Origin of the sequence: Acinetobacter sp. KS-LM10 (assembly GCF_036896575.1) — a bacterium.
Lineage (GTDB): Bacteria > Pseudomonadota > Gammaproteobacteria > Pseudomonadales > Moraxellaceae > Acinetobacter > Acinetobacter avistercoris.
The window spans coordinates 1576041-1601233 of the sequence record NZ_CP145906.1 but is presented as its reverse complement, the minus strand read 5'-3'; the positions used below and the strand labels follow the sequence as shown (position 1 = coordinate 1601233).

24 protein-coding genes and 1 riboswitch are annotated in these 25193 nt (G+C 37.1%); of the genes, 14 read left to right on the top strand and 10 right to left on the bottom strand.

The window, feature by feature from the left end; all coding sequences use genetic code 11:
- Window positions 1-17 precede the first annotated feature (17 nt).
- From V5M36_RS07285 to V5M36_RS07265, 5 genes are all read left to right on the top strand, one after another.
- Window positions 18-917: a LysR substrate-binding domain-containing protein gene (locus V5M36_RS07285; RefSeq protein WP_338563614.1), complete on the top strand. Its 900-nt coding sequence runs from the start codon at window positions 18-20 to the stop codon at window positions 915-917.
- Window positions 918-1008: 91 nt separating this feature from the next.
- Window positions 1009-2094 (top strand): tRNA (uridine(54)-C5)-methyltransferase TrmA, encoded by a 1086-nt coding sequence (gene trmA / locus V5M36_RS07280; protein ID WP_338563612.1) that lies wholly within the window; start codon window positions 1009-1011, stop codon window positions 2092-2094.
- A 242-nt stretch (window positions 2095-2336) separates the two neighbouring features.
- Window positions 2337-2567: a hypothetical protein gene (locus V5M36_RS07275; RefSeq protein WP_338563610.1), complete on the top strand. Its 231-nt coding sequence runs from the start codon at window positions 2337-2339 to the stop codon at window positions 2565-2567.
- A gap of 335 nt (window positions 2568-2902) precedes the next feature.
- Window positions 2903-3115, top strand: coding sequence for a hypothetical protein (locus V5M36_RS07270; protein ID WP_338563608.1), 213 nt, complete (start codon window positions 2903-2905; stop codon window positions 3113-3115).
- A 576-nt stretch (window positions 3116-3691) separates the two neighbouring features.
- Entirely contained in the window at window positions 3692-4246 is a 555-nt protein-coding gene (locus V5M36_RS07265) for a lecithin retinol acyltransferase family protein (protein WP_338563606.1), read from the top strand.
- A 273-nt stretch (window positions 4247-4519) separates the two neighbouring features.
- Here the strand turns inward: V5M36_RS07265 and V5M36_RS07260 are convergent, their stop codons facing one another.
- Window positions 4520-6244, bottom strand: coding sequence for a glutamine--tRNA ligase/YqeY domain fusion protein (locus tag V5M36_RS07260; RefSeq protein WP_338563603.1), 1725 nt, complete (start codon window positions 6242-6244; stop codon window positions 4520-4522).
- 165 nt (window positions 6245-6409) lie between these two features.
- Here V5M36_RS07260 and V5M36_RS07255 point away from each other — a divergent pair, with 165 nt between their 5' ends.
- The 4 genes from V5M36_RS07255 (at window position 6410) to nfsB (ending at window position 9317) form a co-directional block, all read left to right on the top strand.
- Entirely contained in the window at window positions 6410-6919 is a 510-nt protein-coding gene (locus V5M36_RS07255; protein ID WP_067659313.1) for a peptidylprolyl isomerase, read from the top strand.
- A 146-nt stretch (window positions 6920-7065) separates the two neighbouring features.
- Entirely contained in the window at window positions 7066-7785 is a 720-nt protein-coding gene (locus V5M36_RS07250; protein WP_338563596.1) for a UDP-2,3-diacylglucosamine diphosphatase, read from the top strand.
- 236 nt (window positions 7786-8021) lie between these two features.
- The gene (locus V5M36_RS07245; protein WP_338563594.1) at window positions 8022-8441 is read left to right on the top strand and encodes a hypothetical protein; all 420 of its coding nucleotides are present in this window, start codon (window positions 8022-8024) and stop codon (window positions 8439-8441) included.
- Window positions 8442-8663: 222 nt separating this feature from the next.
- Entirely contained in the window at window positions 8664-9317 is a 654-nt protein-coding gene (nfsB, locus tag V5M36_RS07240; RefSeq protein ID WP_338563592.1) for an oxygen-insensitive NAD(P)H nitroreductase, read from the top strand.
- Between the two features lie 218 nt (window positions 9318-9535).
- On the opposite strand, the gene V5M36_RS07235 is transcribed toward nfsB, so the two are convergent.
- The 6 genes from V5M36_RS07235 to V5M36_RS07210 form a co-directional block, all read right to left on the bottom strand.
- On the bottom strand, window positions 9536-10780 hold the full coding sequence (locus tag V5M36_RS07235) for a D-amino acid dehydrogenase (RefSeq protein ID WP_338563590.1): 1245 nt from the start codon (window positions 10778-10780) through the stop codon (window positions 9536-9538).
- A gap of 147 nt (window positions 10781-10927) precedes the next feature.
- Window positions 10928-11016, bottom strand: a riboswitch (glycine riboswitch).
- Between the two features lie 429 nt (window positions 11017-11445).
- Window positions 11446-12174, bottom strand: coding sequence for a 2-C-methyl-D-erythritol 4-phosphate cytidylyltransferase (gene ispD / locus V5M36_RS07230; RefSeq protein ID WP_338563587.1), 729 nt, complete (start codon window positions 12172-12174; stop codon window positions 11446-11448).
- Window positions 12140-12529: a cell division protein FtsB gene (gene ftsB / locus V5M36_RS07225; protein ID WP_338563585.1), complete on the bottom strand. Its 390-nt coding sequence runs from the start codon at window positions 12527-12529 to the stop codon at window positions 12140-12142. Before ftsB ends, ispD begins: the two co-directional genes overlap by 35 nt.
- 13 nt (window positions 12530-12542) lie before the next feature.
- A complete protein-coding gene (gene eno / locus V5M36_RS07220) occupies window positions 12543-13832 on the bottom strand; it encodes a phosphopyruvate hydratase (protein ID WP_338563583.1) in 1290 nt (429 codons plus the stop codon).
- 58 nt (window positions 13833-13890) lie between these two features.
- Complete coding sequence (gene kdsA, locus V5M36_RS07215) at window positions 13891-14748, bottom strand: 3-deoxy-8-phosphooctulonate synthase (protein WP_338563580.1); 858 nt, start codon at window positions 14746-14748, stop codon at window positions 13891-13893.
- Between the two features lie 34 nt (window positions 14749-14782).
- Window positions 14783-16420, bottom strand: a complete 1638-nt coding sequence (locus V5M36_RS07210; protein WP_338563577.1) for a CTP synthase — start codon at window positions 16418-16420, stop codon at window positions 14783-14785.
- A 227-nt stretch (window positions 16421-16647) separates the two neighbouring features.
- Here V5M36_RS07210 and V5M36_RS07205 point away from each other — a divergent pair, with 227 nt between their 5' ends.
- Both V5M36_RS07205 and V5M36_RS07200 read left to right on the top strand, forming a co-directional pair.
- Complete coding sequence (locus V5M36_RS07205) at window positions 16648-17073, top strand: internalin (RefSeq protein WP_338563575.1); 426 nt, start codon at window positions 16648-16650, stop codon at window positions 17071-17073.
- A gap of 243 nt (window positions 17074-17316) precedes the next feature.
- Complete coding sequence (locus V5M36_RS07200) at window positions 17317-18180, top strand: metal-dependent hydrolase (RefSeq protein WP_338563574.1); 864 nt, start codon at window positions 17317-17319, stop codon at window positions 18178-18180.
- A gap of 367 nt (window positions 18181-18547) precedes the next feature.
- On the opposite strand, the gene V5M36_RS07195 is transcribed toward V5M36_RS07200, so the two are convergent.
- The 3 genes from V5M36_RS07195 to V5M36_RS07185 form a co-directional block, all read right to left on the bottom strand.
- Entirely contained in the window at window positions 18548-19633 is a 1086-nt protein-coding gene (locus V5M36_RS07195; RefSeq protein WP_338563571.1) for a YheT family hydrolase, read from the bottom strand.
- A 415-nt stretch (window positions 19634-20048) separates the two neighbouring features.
- Window positions 20049-20459 (bottom strand): nuclear transport factor 2 family protein, encoded by a 411-nt coding sequence (locus V5M36_RS07190; protein WP_338563568.1) that lies wholly within the window; start codon window positions 20457-20459, stop codon window positions 20049-20051.
- Window positions 20460-20526: 67 nt separating this feature from the next.
- Window positions 20527-22551: an NADPH-dependent 2,4-dienoyl-CoA reductase gene (locus V5M36_RS07185; protein ID WP_338563565.1), complete on the bottom strand. Its 2025-nt coding sequence runs from the start codon at window positions 22549-22551 to the stop codon at window positions 20527-20529.
- Between the two features lie 148 nt (window positions 22552-22699).
- On the opposite strand from V5M36_RS07185, the gene V5M36_RS07180 reads away from it, so the two are divergent.
- The 3 genes from V5M36_RS07180 to V5M36_RS07170 are packed head-to-tail and all read left to right on the top strand — an operon-like array spanning window position 22700 to window position 24911.
- The gene (locus V5M36_RS07180) at window positions 22700-23236 is read left to right on the top strand and encodes a PadR family transcriptional regulator (protein ID WP_338563562.1); all 537 of its coding nucleotides are present in this window, start codon (window positions 22700-22702) and stop codon (window positions 23234-23236) included.
- Window positions 23237-23248: 12 nt separating this feature from the next.
- Window positions 23249-24157: an alpha/beta fold hydrolase gene (locus V5M36_RS07175; protein WP_338563560.1), complete on the top strand. Its 909-nt coding sequence runs from the start codon at window positions 23249-23251 to the stop codon at window positions 24155-24157.
- Window positions 24158-24200: 43 nt separating this feature from the next.
- Window positions 24201-24911 carry an SIR2 family NAD-dependent protein deacylase gene (locus V5M36_RS07170; protein ID WP_338563557.1) on the top strand — a complete coding sequence of 237 codons (711 nt, stop codon included), beginning with the start codon at window positions 24201-24203 and terminating at the stop codon, window positions 24909-24911.
- The last annotated feature ends 282 nt before the right edge of the window (window positions 24912-25193 follow it).

Sequence of the window (25193 nt, the reverse complement as noted above, 5' to 3'; positions counted from 1 at the left end):
AATTTTGGAATGAATAGATGCTGTCAGACTTAGATGATTTTTATTGTTATGCTTTGGTCGTTGAGCATGGTGGTTTTAGTGCCGCGGAAAGAGCCACTGATATTCCAAAATCTAAACTCAGTCGTCGCGTTTATAATCTTGAAGAAAACTTAGGTGTTCGTCTCATTCAACGCAGTTCAAGGCACTTCGCTGTAACAGAGATTGGCATGAATATTTATCGTCATGCGCAAGTGATGATGAATGCTGCTCAATCAGCTCATGATCTCATCGATCATTTAAGTGAGCAACCTCGAGGATTGATTCGTGTAAGCCTCCCCGTTTCAGTTGCACAAAGTGAAATGTCTCGAATTCTACCTGAGTTTTTAAAAAAATATCCAGAAATCAAAGTTCAGTTGATTGTGAGCAATCGACGAGTAGATGTGATTAATGAAGGAATTGATCTCGCTTTACGTGTGCGCTCTAATCTGGATGATGACCCCAACCTCGTGATACGTAAATTTGAAAATATTGAACAACATCTCTTTGCAAGCCAAGCGTATTTAAATGAATTTGGAATGCTCAAAACACCAGAAGATCTGACCAATCATCGTATTTTAAGTATGGTGGATGAACACACAGATCAACATATGGTTTTACATGATGAATTTAATCAGCCGACTAAAATCAAAATCAACCCGATATTAATGGGTTCAGACCTCATTATGCTTGCTCAACTTGCCAGTCAAAACTGTGGTATCTCTTTGCTTCCAGACAATATTGTACAAGACTATGTAGATCGTGGTGAGTTGGTTAAAGTCCTGCCAGAATGGAAAGCAGCTCATGGTATTTTACATGCTGTTTATCCATCGCGTCGTGGCCTACTGCCTGCTGTTCGAGTCTTTATTGATTATTTGGTAGAGCAGCTGACGAAAAGATAAGGAATAAGATTTTTAGCGTGCATTTTGTGCAGAAAAATAGGCCAATCTTTGTTAACATCGCCTCTGCTCTGTGCTAGTTTTTTAAATTTTTATGACTTCATCTTATCAACAACAACTCGATGCCAAAATTGAACGTATTCAGACACAGTTTGCTGAGTACAATCCACCTGCATTAGAGGTTTTTGCTTCTCCTGAAAAACACTATCGTATGCGCGCGGAATTTCGCATTTGGCATACTGAAGATGACATGTTCTATGCCATGTTTGAACGAAGTGAAGATGGTCAACACAAAAATGTCATTCGTATAGATGAATTCGAGATTGCAGATCAAAGCATTAATACTTTAATGCCAATTTTACTTGAAGAATTAAAAAGTCATGACATCTTGTCTAATCGCTTATTCGAAGTCCATTTTCTTTCGACTTTAAAAGGTGAAATGCTGGTATCACTTATTTACCGTGCACCTTTAAGCGAAGAGTGGGAAGTATTAGCCACGCAATTGTCGCAAAAACTTAATGTGAAAATGGTCGGTCGTAGCCGCGGCAAAAAAATCGTCTTAAGTGATGAATATGTTGTTGAAGAGTTAAAGGTATTTGATCGTACATTTCAGTACAAGCAAATTGAAAGTAGCTTTACCCAACCGAATGCTATTGTCTGCCAAAAAATGTTGGAGTGGGCATGTTCAAGCATAGAGAAATCTGAAAAAGATATGCTCGAACTGTATTGTGGTAACGGTAATTTCACTCTTCCACTTTCATTAAAGTTTAATCGTGTATTGGCAACTGAGCTAGCAAAATCATCTGTATATGCAGCTCAGTGGAATATCGAACAAAACCAAATTGATAATATTCAAGTCGCTCGTTTGTCAGCCGAAGATTTCACTGAGGCATATACTGCTCAACGTGAATTTCGTCGCTTACAAGAAGCAAATATTGACATTCAAAGTTATGACTTTGAAACAGTCTTTGTCGATCCACCACGTGCTGGCATCGACGATGAAACATTGAAATTACTTCAAGGCTTCGAACGTATTATTTATATTTCATGTAATCCCGACACTTTATATGACAATCTACAGGTATTGTTAAAAACTCATCGTATTGTAAAATTCGCAATGTTTGATCAATTCCCATATACCCATCATGTCGAATCAGGTGTTGTTTTAGAGAGAATTTAAACAATTTATTTCATAAAAAAAGAGTGATCATATATCACTCTTTTTTTATTTTAAATATAATCACATTTAATATCAATAAGTTATAAAATATCAATAGTCCATACTGTCATAATTTCGTTGAACATCGCTGTTGTTATCGAAATATTAACTTTTATTTTGTGAATTTCATCACACTATAAAGCTTGCATATATTTTTAAAGTGGCTATATTTCGAACTATGTTAGGTTGTATATGAAGGCTCTATGAGTTTTTGGCAAAAGCTGTTTTTAAATCCACAGCAGAACGAGCATAAAAATTTAATTGCTTGTGTTGAAAATGATTGTTCTTGCAAGACCAATGATCAATTGGTTTTATCTTTACAAAACGCGACAGATGAAGATGTGATACTTGGTATCAAGAAAGTTTTAATCTCTCGCGGTTACAGTCGTAAGGATTTAGAGGAACTGGTTAAACCAAATGTTCCTATACAATAAGCAAATTAAAAAAAGCACTTATTATTAAGTGCTTTTTTTAACTCAATTTCTTAAAATAAAAATTATGAATAAATGAGATCATTTCTAAAAATCTATAAAAAAACCAATGACACAAAAAAATGTTTATACTAGATTAAGTAACTCGAAAATCTTATTCATTCTGAGAGAAAATATTTCATAAAAAATAAGGGTTTTGGAAGTAAACATATTTCAATTATTATTTACCCCGTACATGAATATTTTCATAATCTTCAATGAAAAATAATTTTAACTCTAACAATTAAATCACCGAGCCATACATTATGAAAAAAGTAATAATAATGACCGTTATAGGAATGAGCACACTCCTCATCGCATGTGATCAAATCCCTACAGAATGCCAAACCACTTGGGGAAATATTGAAAAGCTTGCTAAAGAAAGTGGTATTCCTGAAGATGCATTAAAAAAGCAAAAAATCCAGTTTGATGAAAGTATCAAGCAACTCAGTAAAGAAGAAGCTGTTCAATCCTGTACAGCTCAGAATAAAGCTTTTCAATTATTCAAATAATGATTTTTGAGAAATATAAGTAAAAATTTTCACTCTGCAGAATAGACTTTTTTGATAAGTCATTATTCGCAGAGTGCATTTATGATGTGTATTACCTCAGCCTAAGCTTTTTCCTATTGGAGAAGGAATTTTTACATCTCAGTTTATTACCAATAGACTTCTTTCAAAAGTCATTATTCATCGAATACATTCATCATGAGTAGTCCCTCATCCTAACCTTCTCCCAAAGGGAGAAGGGATTTGTACCTATCAATTTATGGCCACTTAATGATCATTTTTGACTTATGAATGAGATCTAATGATTATTTTTATTAGTGAATAAGATTTAATCAAATGGATACAACTAAAATTAAGACTGATACTACAATCTCCATTTTTCTTTTAAATCGTATTATTTTGTTTGAGATCGATTTTAAACGTATTAAATCATTTAATGGCTGAGTGTAGATTGTTAATTTTTAATTGTTAAAACGCATAGCGCTTCATTTATACTTCAAACATTGCGTATAATATGGGCTCAACTTTCGATAAAACACATCTTCATTACATCTTGAATTAGACATCTTGAAATAAATCATGCAGCGCAATCATTTGAAAAAGTTTCAATTGGGTAGTCACCTTATTATTCACCATTTTGGGTATACGCATCACGGTATCTATGCTGGAAAAGGCCGTGTGATTCATTACTCTGGATTTGCACATCTCTTTAAAAAGCATCCAATTGAAATAACAACTTTAAAAAAATTTGCACGCGGTAAAAAAATTCAAGTACGTCAATACAATGCACCTAAATACTCAGGCCGAATTATTGTTAGACGTATGCGTACTCGCATGAATGAAAACAACTATCACTTAATTATTAATAACTGCGAACACCTATGTAGTTGGGCAATCACAGGCGTTGAAAGTAGTCCGCAAGTGTTAAAGATGATGAATAGACTCACCACCATCGGTTATCTTAGTTCATTAATGAGCTATTTAAATAGTCTGTTCCTGACCATTGCAACCACATGTTTTGCACTCGTTCTATATATCAAAAAGAAATTAAATGATCGTAAAAAATTAACGACACCTGTATATATTGCATTAAAAGAAATTGATAAAAATAAGCAAAAAAAATCCCCGCTTTAGCAGGGTTTCGAGGGAAACATTGTTTCAAAATAAACCCTTAGGTTCATTTTCAATATGCGCTTGAAAATCAAAAATGTCAAATATATTGTTGATATTTAATGATATATTGAGACTAAATGCGCATTTAAACGACATTAAAGCCAATACTTTCTATACTCATTCCATCTCTATATTTATTTTCTGAATAATAAATCTTCTAAAAATTTCATTCATTTCAAAAAAAACCCAACCTAAGTTGAGTTTTTGAAAATTGATGAAATTAGAGGAGATAAATTATTTACTCGGTTTAAAGCTATCTTTAAGATCCAAAATACGGTTGAACACAGGTTTAGCTGCTGAATGATCATGCTGATCCGCAACAAAGTAACCCTCACGCTCAAATTGGAAACGATCTTCTGGTTGAGCTTGCGCTAAAGCAGGTTCAATAACCGCTTGAACGATCTCTAAAGAATCGGGATTCAAATGTGCCAAGAAGTCATCATCTGCATCTGGCGCAGCTTCAGTGAACAAACGGTCGTAAATGCGCACTTCAGCCGGAATACCTTTACTTGCAGATACCCAATGCACTACGCCTTTAACCTTACGCCCTTCAGGATTTTTACCTAAAGTTTCAGGATCAATTGAACATTTAAGCTCGATTACTTCACCCGAGGCATCTTTAATCACTTCATCGCACTTAATCACATAAGCATGACGTAAACGCACTTCACCCTCTGGAATTAATCGCTTGAAACCTTTCGGTGCAATTTCTTCAAAATCTTTACGATCAATATAGATTTCAGAGGTTAACGGAATAACACGCTCCCCCATATCCACATTCGGATGGCGAGAATGGGTTAAGTCCATATCTGCAGGCAGGTTCGTTAACGTAACTTTCAATGGATTAAGCACTGCCATGCCACGAGCCGCTGTATTTTCAAGTGACTGACGAATACAGAACTCTAGCATTGCGACATCCACAATACTGCCATCGACTTTCGTCACACCTACGCGTTTACAGAAATCACGTAGCCCTTCAGGCGTAAAACCACGACGACGCATACCCACCACAGTCGGCATACGCGGATCATCCCATCCATTGACGTAACCACCTTCAACCAATTTACGTAATTTACGTTTAGAGGTAATAGTGTAATCAATATTCAAACGGCTCGATTCATACTGACGAGGCACAGCCGGAGATTGAACCTTCTCAACCACCCAGTCGTAAAATGGACGATGATCGACAAACTCTAAAGTACAAAGAGAATGCGTGATTCCTTCAATCGCATCGGACAATGGATGCGCATAATCATACATTGGATAAATTTTCCATTTATCGCCCGTTTGATGATGTTCAGAATGTAAAATACGATACAAAATTGGATCGCGCATATGCACATTCGGTGAAGCCATATCAATTTTGGCACGAAGCACAGCCTGCCCTTCAGCCAACTCACCGTTATTCATTTGCGCAAAACGTGCAAGATTTTCAGAAATACTGCTGTCACGGAATGGTGAATTTTTACCTGGTTCAATAAAATTACCACGGTTTAATTTAATATCTTCTGGCGATTGTAAGTCGACATAAGCATCACCTTGTTCAATTAACTGAATCGCCCATGCGTGCAGTTGATCAAAATAGCTTGATGCATAACGTGTTTCGCCATTCCATTCGAAACCTAACCATTTTACGTCATTGGCAATACCATCGACATATTCTTGTTCTTCAGCATCTGGGTTAGTATCATCAAAACGAAGATTACACAAACCATCATATTCTTGTGCAATACCAAAATTTAGACAAATTGCTTTCACATGGCCAATATGTAAATAACCATTTGGCTCAGGTGGAAAACGTGTTACTACCTGTTTTGTACGTCCTGCAGCAAGATCATCTGAAATGACTTGGCGTACAAAATCTAAGCCCGGTTGTTGTTCTTGCTGCACAGCATCGACAGATTGATTTTGTGTTGTCGGGTTATTTGGCAGGGATGAAACAACATCATTCGGCTTCATAGTTGATAAATCACTTCTATAAGATAAAATAGGATAATTAAAACGCGATTCTCAATTATTAACAAAGAAAATAACGTTTTTGCTTGCCTTGTAGTTTACAGTTTGCTTATGCTTCTCTCAACCACAAACCCATGGCTTTTTTGTCCATGATCAGGAGATTATAGAATGAGTTTTCCTCAAGTCGAATTAAACACCAATAAAGGACGTATTGTTCTTGAACTTAACGCTGAAAAAGCACCTAAAACTGTTGCTAACTTTTTAGAATATGTTCGTGATGGTTTTTATGATGGCGTAATTTTCCACCGTGTCATTGAAAATTTCATGGTTCAAGGTGGTGGCATGGACGAAAACTTCAAAGAAAAAGCGACACGCGACTCTATTGAAAACGAAGCTGATAACGGTTTAACCAATGACATTGGTACTGTTGCAATGGCTCGTACACAAGCGCCTCATTCTGCTTCTGCTCAATTCTTTATCAACGTAAGCAACAACAGCTTCCTTAACCATTCTGGTAAAACAGCGCAAGGTTGGGGATATGCAGTTTTTGGTAAAGTAACTGAAGGTCTTGACGTTGTAGATGCAATTAAAAGCGTTCGTACAGGTAACCGTGGCTACCACGCTGACGTTCCATTAGAAAATGTTGTAATCGAATCTGCTAAAATCATTTCTGAATAAAATCTCCCAGAGTAGCATTGCTACGCAAGTCTCTTTATTAAAGAGGGACTTCCCCCTCAAAAAGTTGAACTAAAACTTAACTTTTAAATGGGCACTCCTCCCTTCATAAAGGGAGGTTGGGATGGATTCTTTAAAAGGAAACTTAAGTGACCTATCTGTTTATATCAGATTTACATTTGTCACCCAATCACCCTCGACTTGTTCGGGGGTTTTTAGATTTACTCGATTCTTACAAGCATAAAAATATCCAATTGTACATTTTAGGGGATTGGTTTAATGCATGGATTGGTGACGACTACACTGCCCCATGGTTAACAACCATCATTGATCAGCTAAAAGAATTTAGTGACTTAGGCAATCAAATCTATTTTCAAGTTGGAAATCGAGACTTTGCTTTAGGTCAAAAATTTTTAGATCATTTTAATGGTATTTTGCTGCCTGACACCTTTGAATTAAACCTTATTAATCAACGCATACGCCTCGAACATGGTGATGCTTTGTGTACAGATGATGTTTCTTATCAACGTTTTCGCAAAATTATTCGTCACCCATGGATTTTGGGCTTCCTAAAAAGCACCCCTTTAGCCTTTAGACAAAAGCTAGCCAATGGTTTTAGAAAAAAAAGTGCTGCTTCTAACCAGCATAAAAGCTACGATATTATGGATGTGAACCAACACGCGGTAGAAGTCGCATTGGCTAACGCAGACATTTTGATTCATGGTCATACGCATCAACCGAGAATCCATGATGGATCTGGAAAGTTACGAATTGTATTAGGTGATTGGCGTGAAGATCATGCTGAAATATTAATGATCGATACCAAGTCCAATGTTCAAAATCTAAACTTGCAAACATGGCACTATTGAACATCAAGAATAAAATCATCTAAAGCTGCTTGCATAAAGCATCTGTATGCTTAACATCTAGCTGTGTTTTTGACATTTTATCTATGTATCTTCTCTTCATCTATGTATGAATATCTGAATGAAGTAAGCGTGAGTGTTGTTTATTTATACAACCATGTCCACCTTAAGGATTGAATCAGACACAAAAACCACCATAGTAAGAGTCTAAATCCATTTTCAAAACAGTGCACTTTGCTATGTCTGATTTCAACAACATCACCGTAAACCATCATGATGATCAAAAAGTTTCATTACTTATTGACGGAAAACCAATTTCAGAAAAATTTGGTGTACAGTTTGAAAGCAGTATTGTGGATGAGTTGAAGACACTTGAAGATGGCAAAGCATTGCAATTATTTGATCAATTTATTTTTTCACACAGCGATTTAAACTTCGACCATAAATATCGCTACGTGACCAGTATTGTCAAAGCGGATGATCAATTTACGCTACACACCAATTTTGTTTACCGTATTACTGCAACTGACAAACCACCAATGGAAAACTTGATTACTAAACAAGGGCAACCCATGAGTCCTGAAGATATTCAAGAATTCATTCTTAAAAATATTCAAACTGCGATGACACAATATACTGACTTAAAATACGCTTATTAATTCTATTTTTTAAATATCATTTTCATGCTTTGAGCACTTCAGAGCATGAATACTTTAAAGCATGGATAATTTAAAACACGGTTATTTCAGAACATGAATATTTAAGAGCATAGATATGAGTTTATGAGCACAAATTGATTACTCACTTGTATATCCAATAAAAAGTATTAAGATTTAGTTAAGTTAAATCGATTTAAATTCTACGCAATTGGACAAATGGACATGGATTTACTCAACGTATCTAAAACACGTTACACCACAAAAGCTTATGATGCTTCAAAAAAAATTCCACAACAGCAATTTGATCGCCTACTGGAAATATTACGCTTAACGCCATCCTCGATTAACATTCAACCATGGCACTATTTTGTCGCTGACAATATCACGGCTAAACAACGTATTGCCAAAGCATTGGTTGGAAAATATGCCTATAACGCGCCGAAAGTCCTAGATTCGTCACACACCATTTTATTTTGTACAAAAGCAGATATTACAGAACAACATCTCAATCAACTCCTGAATCAAGATGATGCCAGCGGTCGATTTAAAGATGAAACAGCTAAGCAAAATCAAAAAGATGCGCGAATGGGTTATGTTGAATATTATCGCAATGAAAAAGGCGACATTCAACGCTGGGCTGAAAATCAGACCTTTATTGCTTTGGGGCAAATATTGCTTGCAGCGGGTATTGAAAACTTAGATGGAACACCTATTGGTGGCTTTGATGAAAAAATCATTTCTGAGGAACTTAATCTTGCTGAGCAAGGGCTTATCCCTTCTGTACTGCTCACGCTCGGCTTTAGAAGTGAACAAGATTTCAATGCAAAACTACCGAAATCTCGCTTAGATAAAGATGCGATTTTCACTCACTTATAATAGCTTCGGGAAGCTTCCTGAAGCTTTAAGAAATATAAAAAAGGATGAAGATTATTTCTTCATCCTTTTTATTTTATGTTTTATTTTAATCTTTGGTTTTAATGATTTGAATTTTAAGGACTAAGGTTTTAAGGACTTAGGTTTTAATCACTAAAATTTTAAAAACTCATTTTAATAATTCATTTTAATAACTAATCTTAATAACCAAGGATAAATCCTTAAACAGGATATGAACTCGCAATCTCTTGGCTAATCATAACTGCTGTTGCGGCAGACAAGGTCCAACCTAGATGACCATGGCCTGTGTTATAGAAGACTCTCTCACGCTTTCCACGTCTGACAACTGGCATCATATTTGGCATCATCGGTCTGAGCCCCGCCCATGGAATCGTGTGTTCTGTCGATATATTAAAGTTACGATTAGCCCAATCAATTAAGGGCTGAATACGCTCTGAATTAATATCACGATTATAACCATTGAACTCCGCTGTTCCTGCAATTCTTAATCGGTTTGGACCTAAGCGAGACGTCACGATTTTGGCACTTTCATCCAACAAACTTACCCATGGTGCATTTTGAATGCTTTGCTCATCATCTAACTGGACTGTAATGGAATAGCCTTTTACTGGATAAACATTTACACGATCGCCTAACTGCTGCGCCAAGTGATAACTTCCAACACCGCTACAAACCACCACAGCATCTGCATCAATTTGCTCGACTGCAACCGCCTGTTGATTCATATTTTCGACGCTTGGATGATATTGAATATGCACACCTTTATCAGAGTGCTCAATATTAATCACTTCCATACCAAATAAATACTTTACCCCATACTTTTTAGACGCATCAGCGAGACCTTTGGTAAATTTGTGAATATCACCCGTTGCATCACCAGGACAATAAAAACCTGCATAATACTCACCCGTTAAGGTCGGCTCGATATTTTTCATCTCTTCGACAGTGACTGCATGACGCTCTAAACCACCACCACACAACACATTATTCACTCGTGTCGCAACAGCATAGTCATATTCAGAATGATAAAAATGTAATATACCGCGTTTTTCTAAGTCAAAATCGATCCCTTCAAGATCAGCAATTGAAAATAAGCGCTCACGAGCCATGAGTGCCATTTTGACAGTATCTCGGGTATTGGCTTCATAATGTTTAATATTGCCTAGAAACTCAATCAACCATGCATATTTATGCATATCAAAAGATGGATTGAGTAATAACGGTGCATTTTTTTGTGTCATCCACTTGATGCCCTTGAGCACCGTGGCTTTTTGATTCCAAACCTCCGCATTACATGCAGAAAGCTGTCCGCCATTGGCAAATGAAGTTTCCATCGCTGGAAATAAATGTTTATCAATAACAGTAACTTCATAGCCCAATTGAGCCAGCTCATATGCTGAAGTTACACCTGTAATACCTGAGCCAATCACGACAACATGAGGCATAAAGACACTCCTTGGAATATATTCCAATGGCCCCATCTGTCACTGTACCTGAGAGCTTCGGATTAAATTTGATCCATTCAAATTTACCCATCCCCTTCGGTGAGCCTTGTTTTTTATCAATTAACAAGACTTCTCTCCAGATGTTTAAAAATTATTACAGTCCTTTTGCCTGAGAGATTCCGGGGTCGTTGCTCCTTCGGCGGATCTACAGAAGATCTCTCTCCTGCAATAATTTATAATTGTTATGAAGCAATATATATGCCATTTTAAGAGTAAAGAGAAGCAACTAAATGTAACTTGTTATAATTCATTTTAAAAATTCTTCAGATTTGTGATCCAAACACAATATCCAGACTTGGTTAAGATGGTACTCAGCATCATTTCTGAATAAATAGCATCATTAAAACGCAACTAAATCTGATAAAGTGCTATATAAATGTTAGGCAGGCATTTTAGATTAGTTTTTTATCAATCTAAAATTTAGTTTTAGTCTTTAATTTTCTAATTGAATTTTTAATGTTTAACTAGAAATTAAAATTAATTTCAGTATTTTGAATGTATTAACACACTATAAAATAAAAAATAGCTAAACTTAAAACTACTGATCATTAATTAACTTTCTTAGAATCGCTTCATCTTATTAAATTCAGTCAATTCTCTAAAAATCACTTCACCATCTGAGAATCAATGATCAAACGCGCCAACTCTAAATCTTCTGGATAAGTGATTTTAATATTATCTGAACGCCCAATCACAACTTTTACAGGTTCGCAAACAGCTTCAAGTGCACTGGCCTCATCTGTAATATTAAGTCCTTTCTCTAAAGCATATTCAATGGCGTTTTTAAGTGTGCCTAACTTCGAAATTTGCGGTGTTTGAGCCTGCCAAAGTTGGTCACGACTCACCGTTTTTTGAATATTTTGAGTCGTATTATTTTCTACATATTTTAAAGTGTCACGAACTGGCGTTGCTAAGATAGCACTATGATCAACAGCGATAGCTTGTTGAATTAAATCTTCTAGATTTTGCAGGCTGACACAAGGACGCGCTGCATCATGCACAAATACCCAATCATTTTCATCGGCAATCGTTGTTAGATAATTTAATCCATTAAGCACTGAATTCACTCGCTCATTTCCACCCAAACAAAAATGTGCGATTTCAGATTTTGATAAGCTTAATTTTTTTGCAATATGGTCCATTTCAGAAATAGCCAATACATAACCACTCAAAGGCAATTGCGTTAAGCGTTGAATGGTGTGTTCTAAGACAGTTTTATCTTGGATCGTTTGATATTGTTTTAATTCTTGTTTAGAAAAACGGCTTCCTGAACCTGCTGCAGGAATAATAGCCCATAATTTACGGTTGTGTAGATTCAACAGGTTTGGCTTCATTCGTTCTTTGATCTGCTTGTGCGTTTGGGTCAATATAAATCGGTTTGTAATTACTACTAATCGTACTCATTTGTACGAATGTTTCATGTGGCTTGATCAGACCTAGATCTAAACGTGCATGCTCTTCAATAGCTTCAACACCATTTTTCAAGTCAAACACTTCTGCAGCCAAAATACGATTGCGCTCTTTTAATTCTGCATTTAATTCAGTTTGTTGATGAATTTGTTCAAGTAAAGCATGGTGAGGGAAATAACCACCCTCACCAAACCAAAAGCGAAATTGGAGGACAGCGATAATGATCACTGCCAGCACCAATAAGACTTTACTCGAAGTTGTTTTTAATACTTCTAACATAATCATTTAAAGCTTAGTTCAAACCTTTGAATTCAGCTTTACCGCGATATGCAGCATTCGTCAACTCTTCAATACGAAGTAATTGGTTATATTTTGCTACACGATCAGAACGACACAATGAACCTGTTTTAATTTGACCCGCGCCAGTACCTACAGCAAGATCTGCAATCGTAGAATCTTCTGTTTCGCCAGAACGATGTGAAATTACAGTAGAGTAACCATTTTCTTTGGCAAGATAGATCGCATCTAAAGTTTCAGTTAAAGTACCAATTTGGTTGTATTTAATCAGAATAGAGTTACCGACTTTCTCATTAATACCACGTTGTAAAATCTTTGGATTGGTTACGAACAAGTCATCACCAACCAATTGAATTTTATCGCCAAGAATAGACGTTAAGTATGACCAACCTTCCCAATCTGATTCGTCCAAACCATCTTCAATCGAGATAATTGGATATTGGTTTACAAGGCCAGCTAAGTAATCAGAGAATTGATTGCTCGTGAATGCTTTATTGCCTTCACCTGCAAGAATATATTGACCATTTTTGTAGAATTCTGAAGATGCACAATCAAGCGCAAGCATAATATCAGAACCTGCTTTGTAACCCGTTTGACCAATCGCTTCAAGAATAACGGTAATTGCTTCTTCGTTTGAACGAAGGTTTGGCGCAAAACCACCTTCATCACCCACTGCTGTATTTAAACCTTTTTTGTTTAAAACAGATTTTAGTGAATGGAAAATTTCAGCACCCGCACGCAATGCTTCAGAGAATGAAGTAAAGCCTACTGGCTCAATCATAAACTCTTGAATATCAACATTATTGTCTGCATGTGAACCACCATTGATGATATTCATCATAGGTACAGGCATGGTTAAGATTTTGTTATTGCGTAAATCTGCAATGTATTGGAACAATGGAATTTTTTTCTCATCAGCTGCTGCACGTGCCGCTGCCAAAGAAACAGCTAAAGTTGCATTTGCACCTAATTTTTCTTTATTTTCAGTAGCATCAAGTTCAATCATCGTGTTATCGATGTCTTTTTGCTCAAATACTGATTTACCCAATAAAGCATCACGAATCAACGTATTTACGTTGTTCACTGCTGTACGAACGCCCTTCCCTAAGTAACGCGCTTTATCGCCGTCACGAAGTTCTAAAGCTTCACGAGAACCTGTTGAAGCACCAGAAGGTGCACATGCACGGCCAACAACACCTGATGCCAAAATCACATCAGCTTCAATAGTCGGGTTACCACGAGAGTCTAAAATTTCACGTGCACGAATGTCAACGATTTGACTCATGAACAATTCCTCAGTTAATTAATATGAACTGCGTTTAAAGCAGCATAAGGGTAAAAAATTAATGGGTATCTAGCTTTTTGAAGCCTTTTACTAATGTATCGAGTTCTTTCAACTGTGCCAAGAATGGCTCAAGTTGAGACATACGCAGCGCACATGGTCCATCACACTTGGCTTTTTCTGGATCAGGATGTGCTTCTAAAAACAAACCTGCCAAACCTGTAGCGATACCCGCACGTGCCAAAGTTGAAATTTGCGCACGACGACCACCTGCAGAATCTTCTCTGCCGCCTGGTGTTTGTAAAGCATGGGTCACATCAAAGAATACTGGTACATTCATTTCTTTTAAATGATCGAAGCCCAACATATCGACAACTAAGTTGTTATAACCAAATGCTGAACCACGTTCACACAAAATTAACTTATCATTTCCAGCTTCTAAACATTTGTTCAGAATATGGCGCATTTCATGTGGTGCAAGGAATTGAGCTTTTTTAATATTAATAATTGCGTCTGTCTTAGCCATTGCTTCGACTAAATCTGTCTGACGACTTAAAAACGCAGGAAGCTGGATAATGTCAGCAACTTCAGCCACAAGAGCAGCTTGATACGGCTCATGTACATCGGTAATGATTGGCACATTAAAATGCTTTTTAATGTCTGCTAACCACTCAAGCCCTTTTTCTAGACCAGGACCTCGAAAAGAGTTCAGGCTCGAACGATTCGCTTTATCAAAACTTGCTTTAAACACATATGGAATATCTAAGCGTGTGCAGATATCGACATAAGTTTCAGCAATTTCAAAAGCCAAATCTTTGGACTCAAGTACATTCATTCCGCCGAATAATACAAATGGCAAATGATTTGCCATTTGTATATCGCCTAAACGTACAATTTCTTGTGGTTTTAATTGTGACATTCAAACTTCCTAGTTTATTTTTAACCGCGCCTGATTATTTGCTTTTTTTATACTGCTTTTTGGCAGCATCGATAAAACTAGCAAATAGTGGATGGCCATCACGTGGTGAACTTGTAAATTCTGGATGGAATTGTACAGCAATAAACCAAGGATGTTTAGGAATTTCAACAGTTTCAACTAAATGTTGCACTGGAGAATAACCTGAAATTTTCATACCTGCTTCTTCAATTGCAGGAATAAAGCGGTTGTTCATTTCATAACGGTGACGATGACGTTCAATAATGTCTGCTGAACCATAGACTTCACGCGTTTTTGTGCCTTCAACCAATTCTGATTTTTGAGCACCAAGACGCATTGTACCGCCTAAGTCAGACTCAACCGAACGCTGCTGAACTTCGCCACGCTCATCTAACCACTCAGTGATTAAACCAATAATAGGTGACTTAGTTGAGCGATTAAATTCTGTTGAAGTGGCATCAGTGATACCCGCAACATTACGCGCATATTCAATTACAGCAAGTTGCATACCCAAACAAATACCTAAGAACGGCACACCATTCTCACGTGCGAATTTGATCGCCTGCATCTTGCCTTCAGTACCGCGCTCACCAAAACCACCAGGCACTAGAATTGCATCAGCATCTTTTAATGCTTCAGCGGCATCTTGGCTTTCAAGTTCTTCAGCATTCACGTAGTCGATTTGTACTTTCACACGGTTTTTGATTCCCGCATGGAGTAACGCTTCGTTTACTGACTTATACGCATCTGGGAGTTCAACGTATTTACCTACCATTGCAACACGAACAATATGTTCTGGATTGAAGAATGCTTCAACCACATTATCCCAATCTGTTAAATCAGCTTCTGGTAAGGTATAACCAAAACGCTCACAAATCAGATCATCAACATCTTGTTCATAAAAAGTACGTGGGATTTGATAGATCGATTTTGCATCTTTACATACCACAACCGCACGCGCTTCAACGTTAGTGAATAACGCGATTTTACGTTTAGTATCTGCATCTACATCATATTCTGTACGACAGATTAAGATATCTGGCTGAATACCAATCGACAAAAGCTCTTTTACAGAGTGTTGAGTCGGCTTAGTTTTTAGCTCAGCAGCAGATTTGATATATGGCAATAAAGTTAAATGCATCAGCATGGTGCGTTTATGCCCAAGCTCAACCATCAACTGACGTACAGATTCCATGAATGGGAGAGATTCAATGTCACCTACAGTTCCACCAATTTCAACAATAGCAACGTCATAACCTTCACCTGCGCGAAGTACACGTTCTTTAATATTGTCTGTAATGTGTGGAATTACTTGTACTGTACCGCCAAGGTAGTCACCACGACGTTCTTTATTTAAAACGTCTTGATAAACACGACCAGAAGTAAAGTTGTTCAGCTTGGTCATTTTCGCACGACGTAAGAAACGTTCGTAATAACCCAAGTCTAAATCAGTTTCGGCACCATCCTCTGTGACAAAAACCTCTCCATGTTGGAACGGGCTCATTGTCCCTGGATCGACATTAATGTATGGATCCATTTTTACCATGGTTACTTTTAAACCACGGGTTTCTAAAAGTGCAGCAACTGAAGCAGCTGAAATACCTTTACCTAGTGATGAAACTACACCACCAGTCACGAAAATAAAATGGGTCATTGGGTTTCTCGTACAATCGAGCCTAAATAGGCCTGCAATGTTGCGCAATTTTACTTTACCTTGTACCTATAAAGCAAAGTCAATCAGCGTCAATTCATAGAACAATAAACAATTGGTTATTCTATCATCATTTCCAATGAAGAATTAAGGGAAGTTGAGGTGATTTTTCTCAGTTAATTTGCTGTTATACTAAGCTCATCAATATATCAAGTTTGTTTTGAGCAATTATGAATAAGAAATTTTTGATTAGCGCTGCAATTGCCGTGACTTTAATCCTAACAGCATGTGTAAAAAAAGAAGCACCTAAAGACGATGAGCAAGAAACGCCTGTTGAAACCACTCAGCCTGAAATCATTCAGCCTGAACTTCAAGAAATGCCATCTGCTACTGATTCAGAAATTCCTACGCGTGTAGAAGTGGAACAACAAGAATCTGATAACACCTCAACGACGATTCGTCGTGAATATCGCGATGCACCTACTGAAGAACCTGCTGTGCAACAAGCAAAACCTGAACCGACTAAGCCAGCAGCAGTAAAACCTGCTGTTGAGAAGCCAGCACCACAAGCTCAAAGTTCTTCTTCAAGCTCTCAAAGTGAAGATGATGCTGTCGCTGCTGCCATTGCTGCTGCGACCCCTGCTCTCAATAATTAATTTTATTCGCAATAAAAAACCGAGTCCTATGACTCGGTTTTTTATTGCTTATTTTTGAATAGAGTTCTCACTTAAAACATTTTTTCTCATCTAATTTTTATTCATTTGTCTTTTCAGGCTACTTGATTGTCAATCAAGGACGATCTTATCTAACCGTTTTAAAATTCATTGACAATCATGACTAGCCCCCTTAATTTCACCATCAAGTTCCTTTTTAGAACTTATAAAAATAAGGTGAATAAAATGACATCAATATTGAGTAACTCACGTATAACCGCTTCTTTCCCTGTGCGTCGCATGGATTATCAATTTGAAAATATGCCTCGCTATTGGTGTAATAATGATCCCGCATTTACACATTATTTTACTGCACTATCGGTACTCTTTCCTGAAGGTGAATCTTACTTTGTACGATCAGTCCGCGCTTTAAGACACAGAGCCAAGACGAATTCCATATTAGACCGTGAAATAAGTTCATTCATTGGACAAGAGGCGATGCACTCCAAAGAACATCATGCATTTCATGTAAGTGCTCAAGCACATGGATTGGATCCTGAATCACTTGAACGAGTAACGGGGCTTATTTTAAAGGGTCTTGAAAAAGTATTTAGCAAGAAATGGAATTTATTGGTTACTGTCGGTCTGGAACACTACACTGCGGTTTTAGTTGTCACGATGATGAACAGTACTCATCAGTTGATGACAGATACAACCATTCGTAATTTATGGTTATGGCATAGTGTAGAAGAAACCGAGCATAAAGCTGTTGCTTATGATTTATATGAATATTTATATGGGAAAGGATTGAGTTCATACATCCCAAGAGTATCAGTGTTCACATTAAGTCTCATTTTAATTACCGTAATCTCTACGGTCTATCAGTTGGTATTAATGAAGCGAGATCAACAATTATTCAATTTTAAATCTTGGCGTAAATTTGCCTCCTTTGCAAAAACAGAATATAAAATTTTTCTACCCAAATTTTTAGATTACTACCGTTTTAATTTCCATCCAAATGACAAAGATGAAACTGAATTAGTGCAACAAATTAAAAACACAATTGGATTATCTCATTCTGATTTACCACTTGTTCATACCCTTTCTTAACTCGATATACTTTCTTAATTCGATATAGATGAAAGAATTTTTGTATCAAATTTTAGATTTCAAAATAGTTCTTTTGCATATTTCATAAATCAGTATTGAGTGGTAATACATTGATCGCTAAAAATGCTTTCTTCCTCTTGAAGAAAGCATTAATAAAGAAAAATTGGTTGTGAATTTCTTGTCTAAAGAATGGCTTATGAAAGAAGTCTAAAAAAAGGTTATGAAAAGAATTAAGCACAGCGATATTCAGATGCATAGGCATGAGCAAAAGTAATCTTCATACGCAAAAACCATCCATTTATCTCTGATGAAGTTGATGGTTTTATCCATGCGTAAATTAACGATTTATTTCGATCTTTGATAATACTTATTTAAAAGTTTTAAAATAATCTGCCATCAGTTTTGTGGCCCATGACTTGGTCTGAATACCTTCATAAAAACCGCAATGACTCCCCTTTTTGGTGGTAACCACAATCATATTGGGCATCCCTTGAATCACTTTTTTATAGGGCTCTAAATTCTTAATTGAGCAGACAGGGTCATCCTCTGCATTTAAAATCATGATCGGTATTTTAATATTTTCAAATACATAAATTGGATTCACCGCTTGGTTATATTCTTCAAAACTTGCGTAGCCAGCCAAACGATAATAAGTTTGCTGAAAATCATCTAAGCTTTTAGACGCTAAAACGGTTTGCAGTGATTCGGTATCTCGCCAAGTCGGTGCATAGGGATGAATAAATGCCTTAAAAAGCTTTTTAGTCATGATTCTAGTGTAGAAAGGATGAACATTTTTAAAACCTATTTCCGTATCGTAACCAGGACATAAAGCAAAAGCAGCTTTCAATGGCGTTTTATCTCCCTCTTCACCCAAATACCTGACCAGCAAGCCCGTTCCAGCAGATGAGCCAACAGCATAAAGTTCGGATTGTGGAAATTGCTTTTGAATAAAAATAATTTGCTCACGTAAATCAGCAGTTGAACCGAACAAATTCATTTGAGGTACAGGCATTGGTAATTTGGCGTGACCACGGCGTATACATAGCGCAATACGCCAGCCTGTATATTGATTTAGATCTTTAACTAATTCACGCATACTTTCAGGTGAACCTGTAATGGTATGCATAAGAACAATCGTTGGTGTTTCAGCTGGTAAATCATGTCCAAACCAAACCACGGCTGTGATGCCACCATCTTGCATCGTCAATTGGTCTACATGGTCATAATCGAGTTGAATGAATTTTTTACGAATGAGATCAAAGTAAATTAAATGCAAATGTTTATTTGATAGCCAAGGCGTTGGGCGATACTTTTGTTTTAATTGAGGTAATCGATTCAAAATATTTTGAGATGCACTCATGGCATCATAATAGAGTTTCGGCTGTTCCGCTCCGATTAGCGGATCCACAACATTCTGTAAAAGCTGCCCCAAACGTTTAACGATAAAATTCATTACCTATTACCTTAATACTCGTCATTTATACCATTCATTGTTAAATATAGATTGCTTTGAATTTGCAAAAATCATTCCACAATTTACATAAAATATTCCACAAATTTTGATCATTTAAGTGATCAAAGTTCGCTTTATTTCTTCTCAACACATCTCTATACATAAGCTATGTATGAACTACATAATGATAAAACCTGTGTTTAGGAACGTTATATTGATGAACTCTAAATTTATAAACAACAAATTAATGAACGTCAAATTGATGAACTCTAAATTTATGAACTATAGATTTATGAAAAACAAATTAAGCCACGACAATTGATTAAACTATAAACGATATGTTTACACGTTCTGTATATAAATGATGTGAATTCAATTGTGATTAAACTCATAAACTTATTCATTACAGTCCGACTTATGGTTTAGGTGAAAAAGCGGACATCTTCTCTCCCATAAGTGCTGCCAGTGCTTCTAAGCCACTTTTAGGACGAATCATCACCTCAAAATCAACCATTTGGCCTTGTTCATTAAAACGAATCATATCGATGCCTTTCAGTTTTTTCTCACCAATATTGGCAGAAAATTCGAGCACAACATTTAGGCCATCTTCAGTATAAAACTCACGATGATAGGTAAAGTTTTCGAATATTTGAATGACGTTTGTGAGTATAAAAAATACAAGTTGCTTACCCGAATATGGACTAAAAGCCACAGGTGATTTAAAGACAATATCATCAGCTAGCAAGTCATTTAAAATACTCATATCACGTGTTTCGAGCATCTGATGCCATAACTCGATTGCCTTTTTAGTTGTTTGTTTTGTCATTTGGAATTCCTTTTACTCGATTGAAAAGCAAGAAAGCCTCCACCATTAGGCAGAGGCTATTTAATCTTTAAATCACTGCGGCCAGTTCAGCCCCTTGACGTATTGCACGTTTAGCATCTAACTCGCCTGCTTCTTTTGCACCACCAATTAAATGTACAGATTTACCTGATGCTTCCAGCTCTTCAAACATCGCTGTGAATGGTTCTTGGCCTGCACAAATCACCACATGATCGACCTCAAGTATTTTCGGTTGTCCATCAACCAGAATATGTAAGCCTTGATCATCGATCTTTTCATAGCTTACGCCAGGAATCATGTTCACATTACGATGCTTTAATCCTGTACGGTGAATCCAACCCGTTGTTTTACCTAAACCTGCGCCCACTGAATTGGCTTTACGTTGTAACAAATAAATCTGACGCTCAGACTGCTCAATGACAGGCTCTTTTAAGCCACCAACGTTGGCATAACTGGTATCAATACCCCATTCATCATAGAATTTTTCTACATTTAAACTTGTGCTTTCTCCCGCATGGCTTAAATATTCAGCCGTATCAAAGCCAATCCCCCCTGCGCCAATAATGGCTACACGCTGTCCTACATGTACTCGATCTTTTAACACTTCAATGTATGACAGTACTTTAGGGTGCTCCATCCCTTCAATGTCTAATTGACGTGGCGTTACACCAGCCGCAATCACAATCTCATCAAAATCAGCTTGATTCAGCTCATCAAGAACAACTGTATGATTCAGCTTTAAACTAATATTTGGCTGAAGCTCAATTTGGCGTTTGAAGTAACGGATGGTTTCATAAAACTCTTCTTTGCCCGGAATCGTTTTAGCGATATTAAATTGTCCACCAATTTGGTTGGATGATTCGAAAAGCGTCACTTTGTGTCCACGATCAGCCGCATAAGTGGCAAAACTTAAACCTGCTGGACCCGCTCCAACCACTGCAATATTTTTGGGTTGTGCAGATTCTTTAAAAATAAGTTCAGTTTCAAAACACGCGCGTGGATTCACTAAACACGTCGCAATACGCATTGAAAAAATATGATCTAAACATGCTTGATTACACCCGATGCAAGTATTGATCTCATCACTTTTACCTTGCTCTGCTTTTTCTACAAAGAATGCATCCGCAAGTAAAGGTCTAGCCATCGAAACCATATCCGCATGCCCAGATGCCAATACGTGTTCAGCCATCTCAGGCGTATTAATACGGTTAGAGGTAATTAATGGAATGGATACCTGACCCTTGAGTTTTTCAGTGACCCATGTAAATGCTGCACGAGGAACTTTGGTTGCAATCGTAGGGATCCGCGCTTCATGCCAACCAATACCAGTGTTGATAATAGTGGCGCCCGCTTTTTCAATTTCTTTGGCTAGATAAATCACTTCTTCTAAGGTTGAACCGCCCTCGACCAAATCAAGCATCGACAAACGATAGATAATAATAAAATTTTCACCCACTTCTTCGCGTGTTCGTTTCACAATTTCAATTGGAAGGCGAATACGATTGTTATAACTACCACCCCACTCATCATCACGATGATTGGTACGGGCAGCGATGAACTCATTAATTAAATAGCCTTCTGAGCCCATAATTTCCACACCATCATAGCCCGCATATTGAGCTAACTTGGCACATTGCGCAAAGTCTGCAATGGTTTGTTGAACTTCAGCTGATGTGAGTGCGTGAGGCTTGGTTGGATTGATTGGTGCTTGGATGGCAGATGGTGCAACATTTTCAGCTTGATAAGAATAGCGACCTGTATGCAAAATTTGTAATGCAATTTTACCTCCAGCGTCATGTACTGCTTGGGTGACGACTTTATGTTTGTTCGCTTCTTCAATACTGTCTAACTTAGAGCCTCCAGCAAAAGTAACGCCAGCATCATTTGGAGCGATTCCCCCAGTTACAATCAGACCGACTTGCCCACGTGCTCGCTCAGCATAAAACGCCGCCATGCGATCAAACCCACCTTCAACTTCTTCTAGTCCTACGTGCATTGACCCCATCAATACGCGATTTTTTAAGCTTGTAAACCCTAAATCTAGGGGGGCAAGTAAGTGTGGATAATTAGACATACATTCTCCTTGGCTGGCTAAGCGCTCGCTTTTTTGTCTTTAATGCAACTTGTTGCATAATTTATTGATAATTTATAATCGAGATTTGATTTATATGCAACATGTTGCATAATAGATCATCAATATAATTTGTATCGTTGAATTTCAAATGTCTCTATCCCATGTATTACTGACCAGCTTAATCGAAAAGCCAAGTTCTGGTTTTGAACTGGCTCGTCGCTTTGATCGCTCAATGGGTTTCTTTTGGAATGCAACTCACCAACAAATTTATCGTGAATTGGCAGCAATGCAAAAAAAAGGCTGGATTTCTCCACTTGAAAAAGAAACGGACTTAGGGCGAAAAAAAACCTATCAAGTCGAACAAATGGGCCGCGCAGAACTAGCCGATTGGATGGTTAAACAAAATCCTCCTGCCCAACTTCGCGAAGAACTTATGGTTCGTTTACGTGCTGAAGCTCAATTGGGTGGAAACACCGTATTGCCCGAATTGGAACGACATTTGGAAATACACCAAAACCAACTCAAAACCTATCAAGCCATTTACGATAAAGACTTTAAAAAACAAAATAATGACGATCGTACGCTATTTATTCATAAAATGGTTCTACAACTGGGTATAGAATTAGAAATGGGTTGGATTAGCTGGTTAGAACGCGTTATTCCACAATTAAAAAAATTTAAATAAAAAGGACAAAAAATGCCACGATATAACATGCATGATGGCGAACAACTTTATGTACGTGAAGTAGGCCGAGGTGAACCTGTTTTACTGTTATCTGGTCTTGGAATGCAAAGCTGGCAATGGCTCCCTTACTTGGTGCCTCATTTAAAAAAATATAAATTTATTATTCCTGATTGGCGTGGTTTTGGCGGTTCTAAACATTGTAAAATCCCTGCTCAAGATGCAATTACAAGTCACTGGCAAGACATTGATGTTTTGATCGAAAAGCTCAATTTAAATAACTTTATTTTAATGGGTTATTCGATGGGCGCAACGACAGCTATGCATGGCATGCAATATGGTCTTTTAGGCCCGAAATTAAAAGCCTATCTGCATATCGATCAAACTCCAAAAATTTCAAATGATGACACTTGGGAATATGGCCTATTAGGCACTAAACACCCTCAGCTTAAGTATCTTTTAAAAGAGCTTTCAATGTTCTTTCATCAACATCAATCTGTCAAAAAAGTTGATGACTTAACATTAGAAGATAAAGCATATTTAATTAATTTGTGGATTCAATTTATTGAGCTTCAAGCTACTGACAAGATCACACCTAAACTGTTCAAATTTGCTTTCAATCGACCACAATTACAAAAACATATTTTGCCGATTCAGCATTTAGATTATTTACGATGGTATATCGATAGTTATTTAAACCATCTAGAAGATTATAGAGATGCCATTGCTCAGCTAGATTCTCCCGTTACATTCTTTATTGGCGAACAATCTACGCTTTATCCTGCCGAAGGACAGCTTAAAATTTCAAGCTCCGTTAAGAATGCCAAGAATGTTATTTTTAAGAAATCTGGACATACGCCGCTCATTACTGAGCCATTAAAATTTAGCCGTGAAATTTCAAATTTTTTAAAAAATAGCGTATAGCAGAATTGTTGAGATTTTCAGAAAATAGACTCAAGGTGAGCCAATGAAAAATATTGTGATCTTTTCAGGTGCAGGTATGAGTGCCGAAAGCGGTATTGATACATTTCGTGGCAATAATGGTCTATGGGAAAATCATGATATTCAAGATGTCGCAACACCTGAAGCTTGGACAAAAAATCCAATGCTCGTTCAACGCTTCTATAATGAGCGTCGCAAAAATATTATGGATGCTCGACCAAACGCAGCACATGATTTAATCGCTGAACTCGAAAAGCATTACTCTGTTCAAGTTATCACACAGAATATTGATGATTTACATGAAAGAGCGAGTAGTACGAATGTGCTTCATTTACATGGCAATATCCGGCTAGCAAAAAGCTCAGGACCTGATGCACAAGCCACCACTGAATTTTATCCCATTTCAGGTGCTGAGTTGGATCTAGAACGAGATAAATGTCCTTTAGGCTATCCACTCAGACCACACGTGGTTTGGTTTGGAGAAGCTGTCACCGCCTATGAGGAAGCGATTGAATTAATGCAACACGCTGATCTCTTGGTGGTGATTGGTTCGAGTCTAAGCGTGTATCCTGTCGCAGGATTAATTCATGAAATATCATCACATTGCGAGGCCTATTATATTGATCCGCAAGCAGACCATAGCCGTGTTCCTGAACATTTCCATTGTTTGAATATGACGGCATCCGAAGGAATGAAAGTGATTGCTGAACGATTAAAAGCAAAGTCACTTGAATAAAAAATTTTAATTAGAGCGAATGAAGTAAAATTAAATCAGATGAATTAAATTAAGAATAGGCCTCTTTCATCAACCAAATAAGAATATTGAGTGAAAATAGATTGTGAATCTGTTATCTGAAAAATGACATATGAAAGAGTCTGAATAAAGTTAGTATTTGAATCGTTAATTTAAGAGCCCAAATCTAAGCATAAAAAAGCCCACGAGATCGTGAGCTTTTTTCGAATTGACTCATTAGTTTTCTTTCATAAGTCAAAAAATAATCATTTATTAGTAATAAAT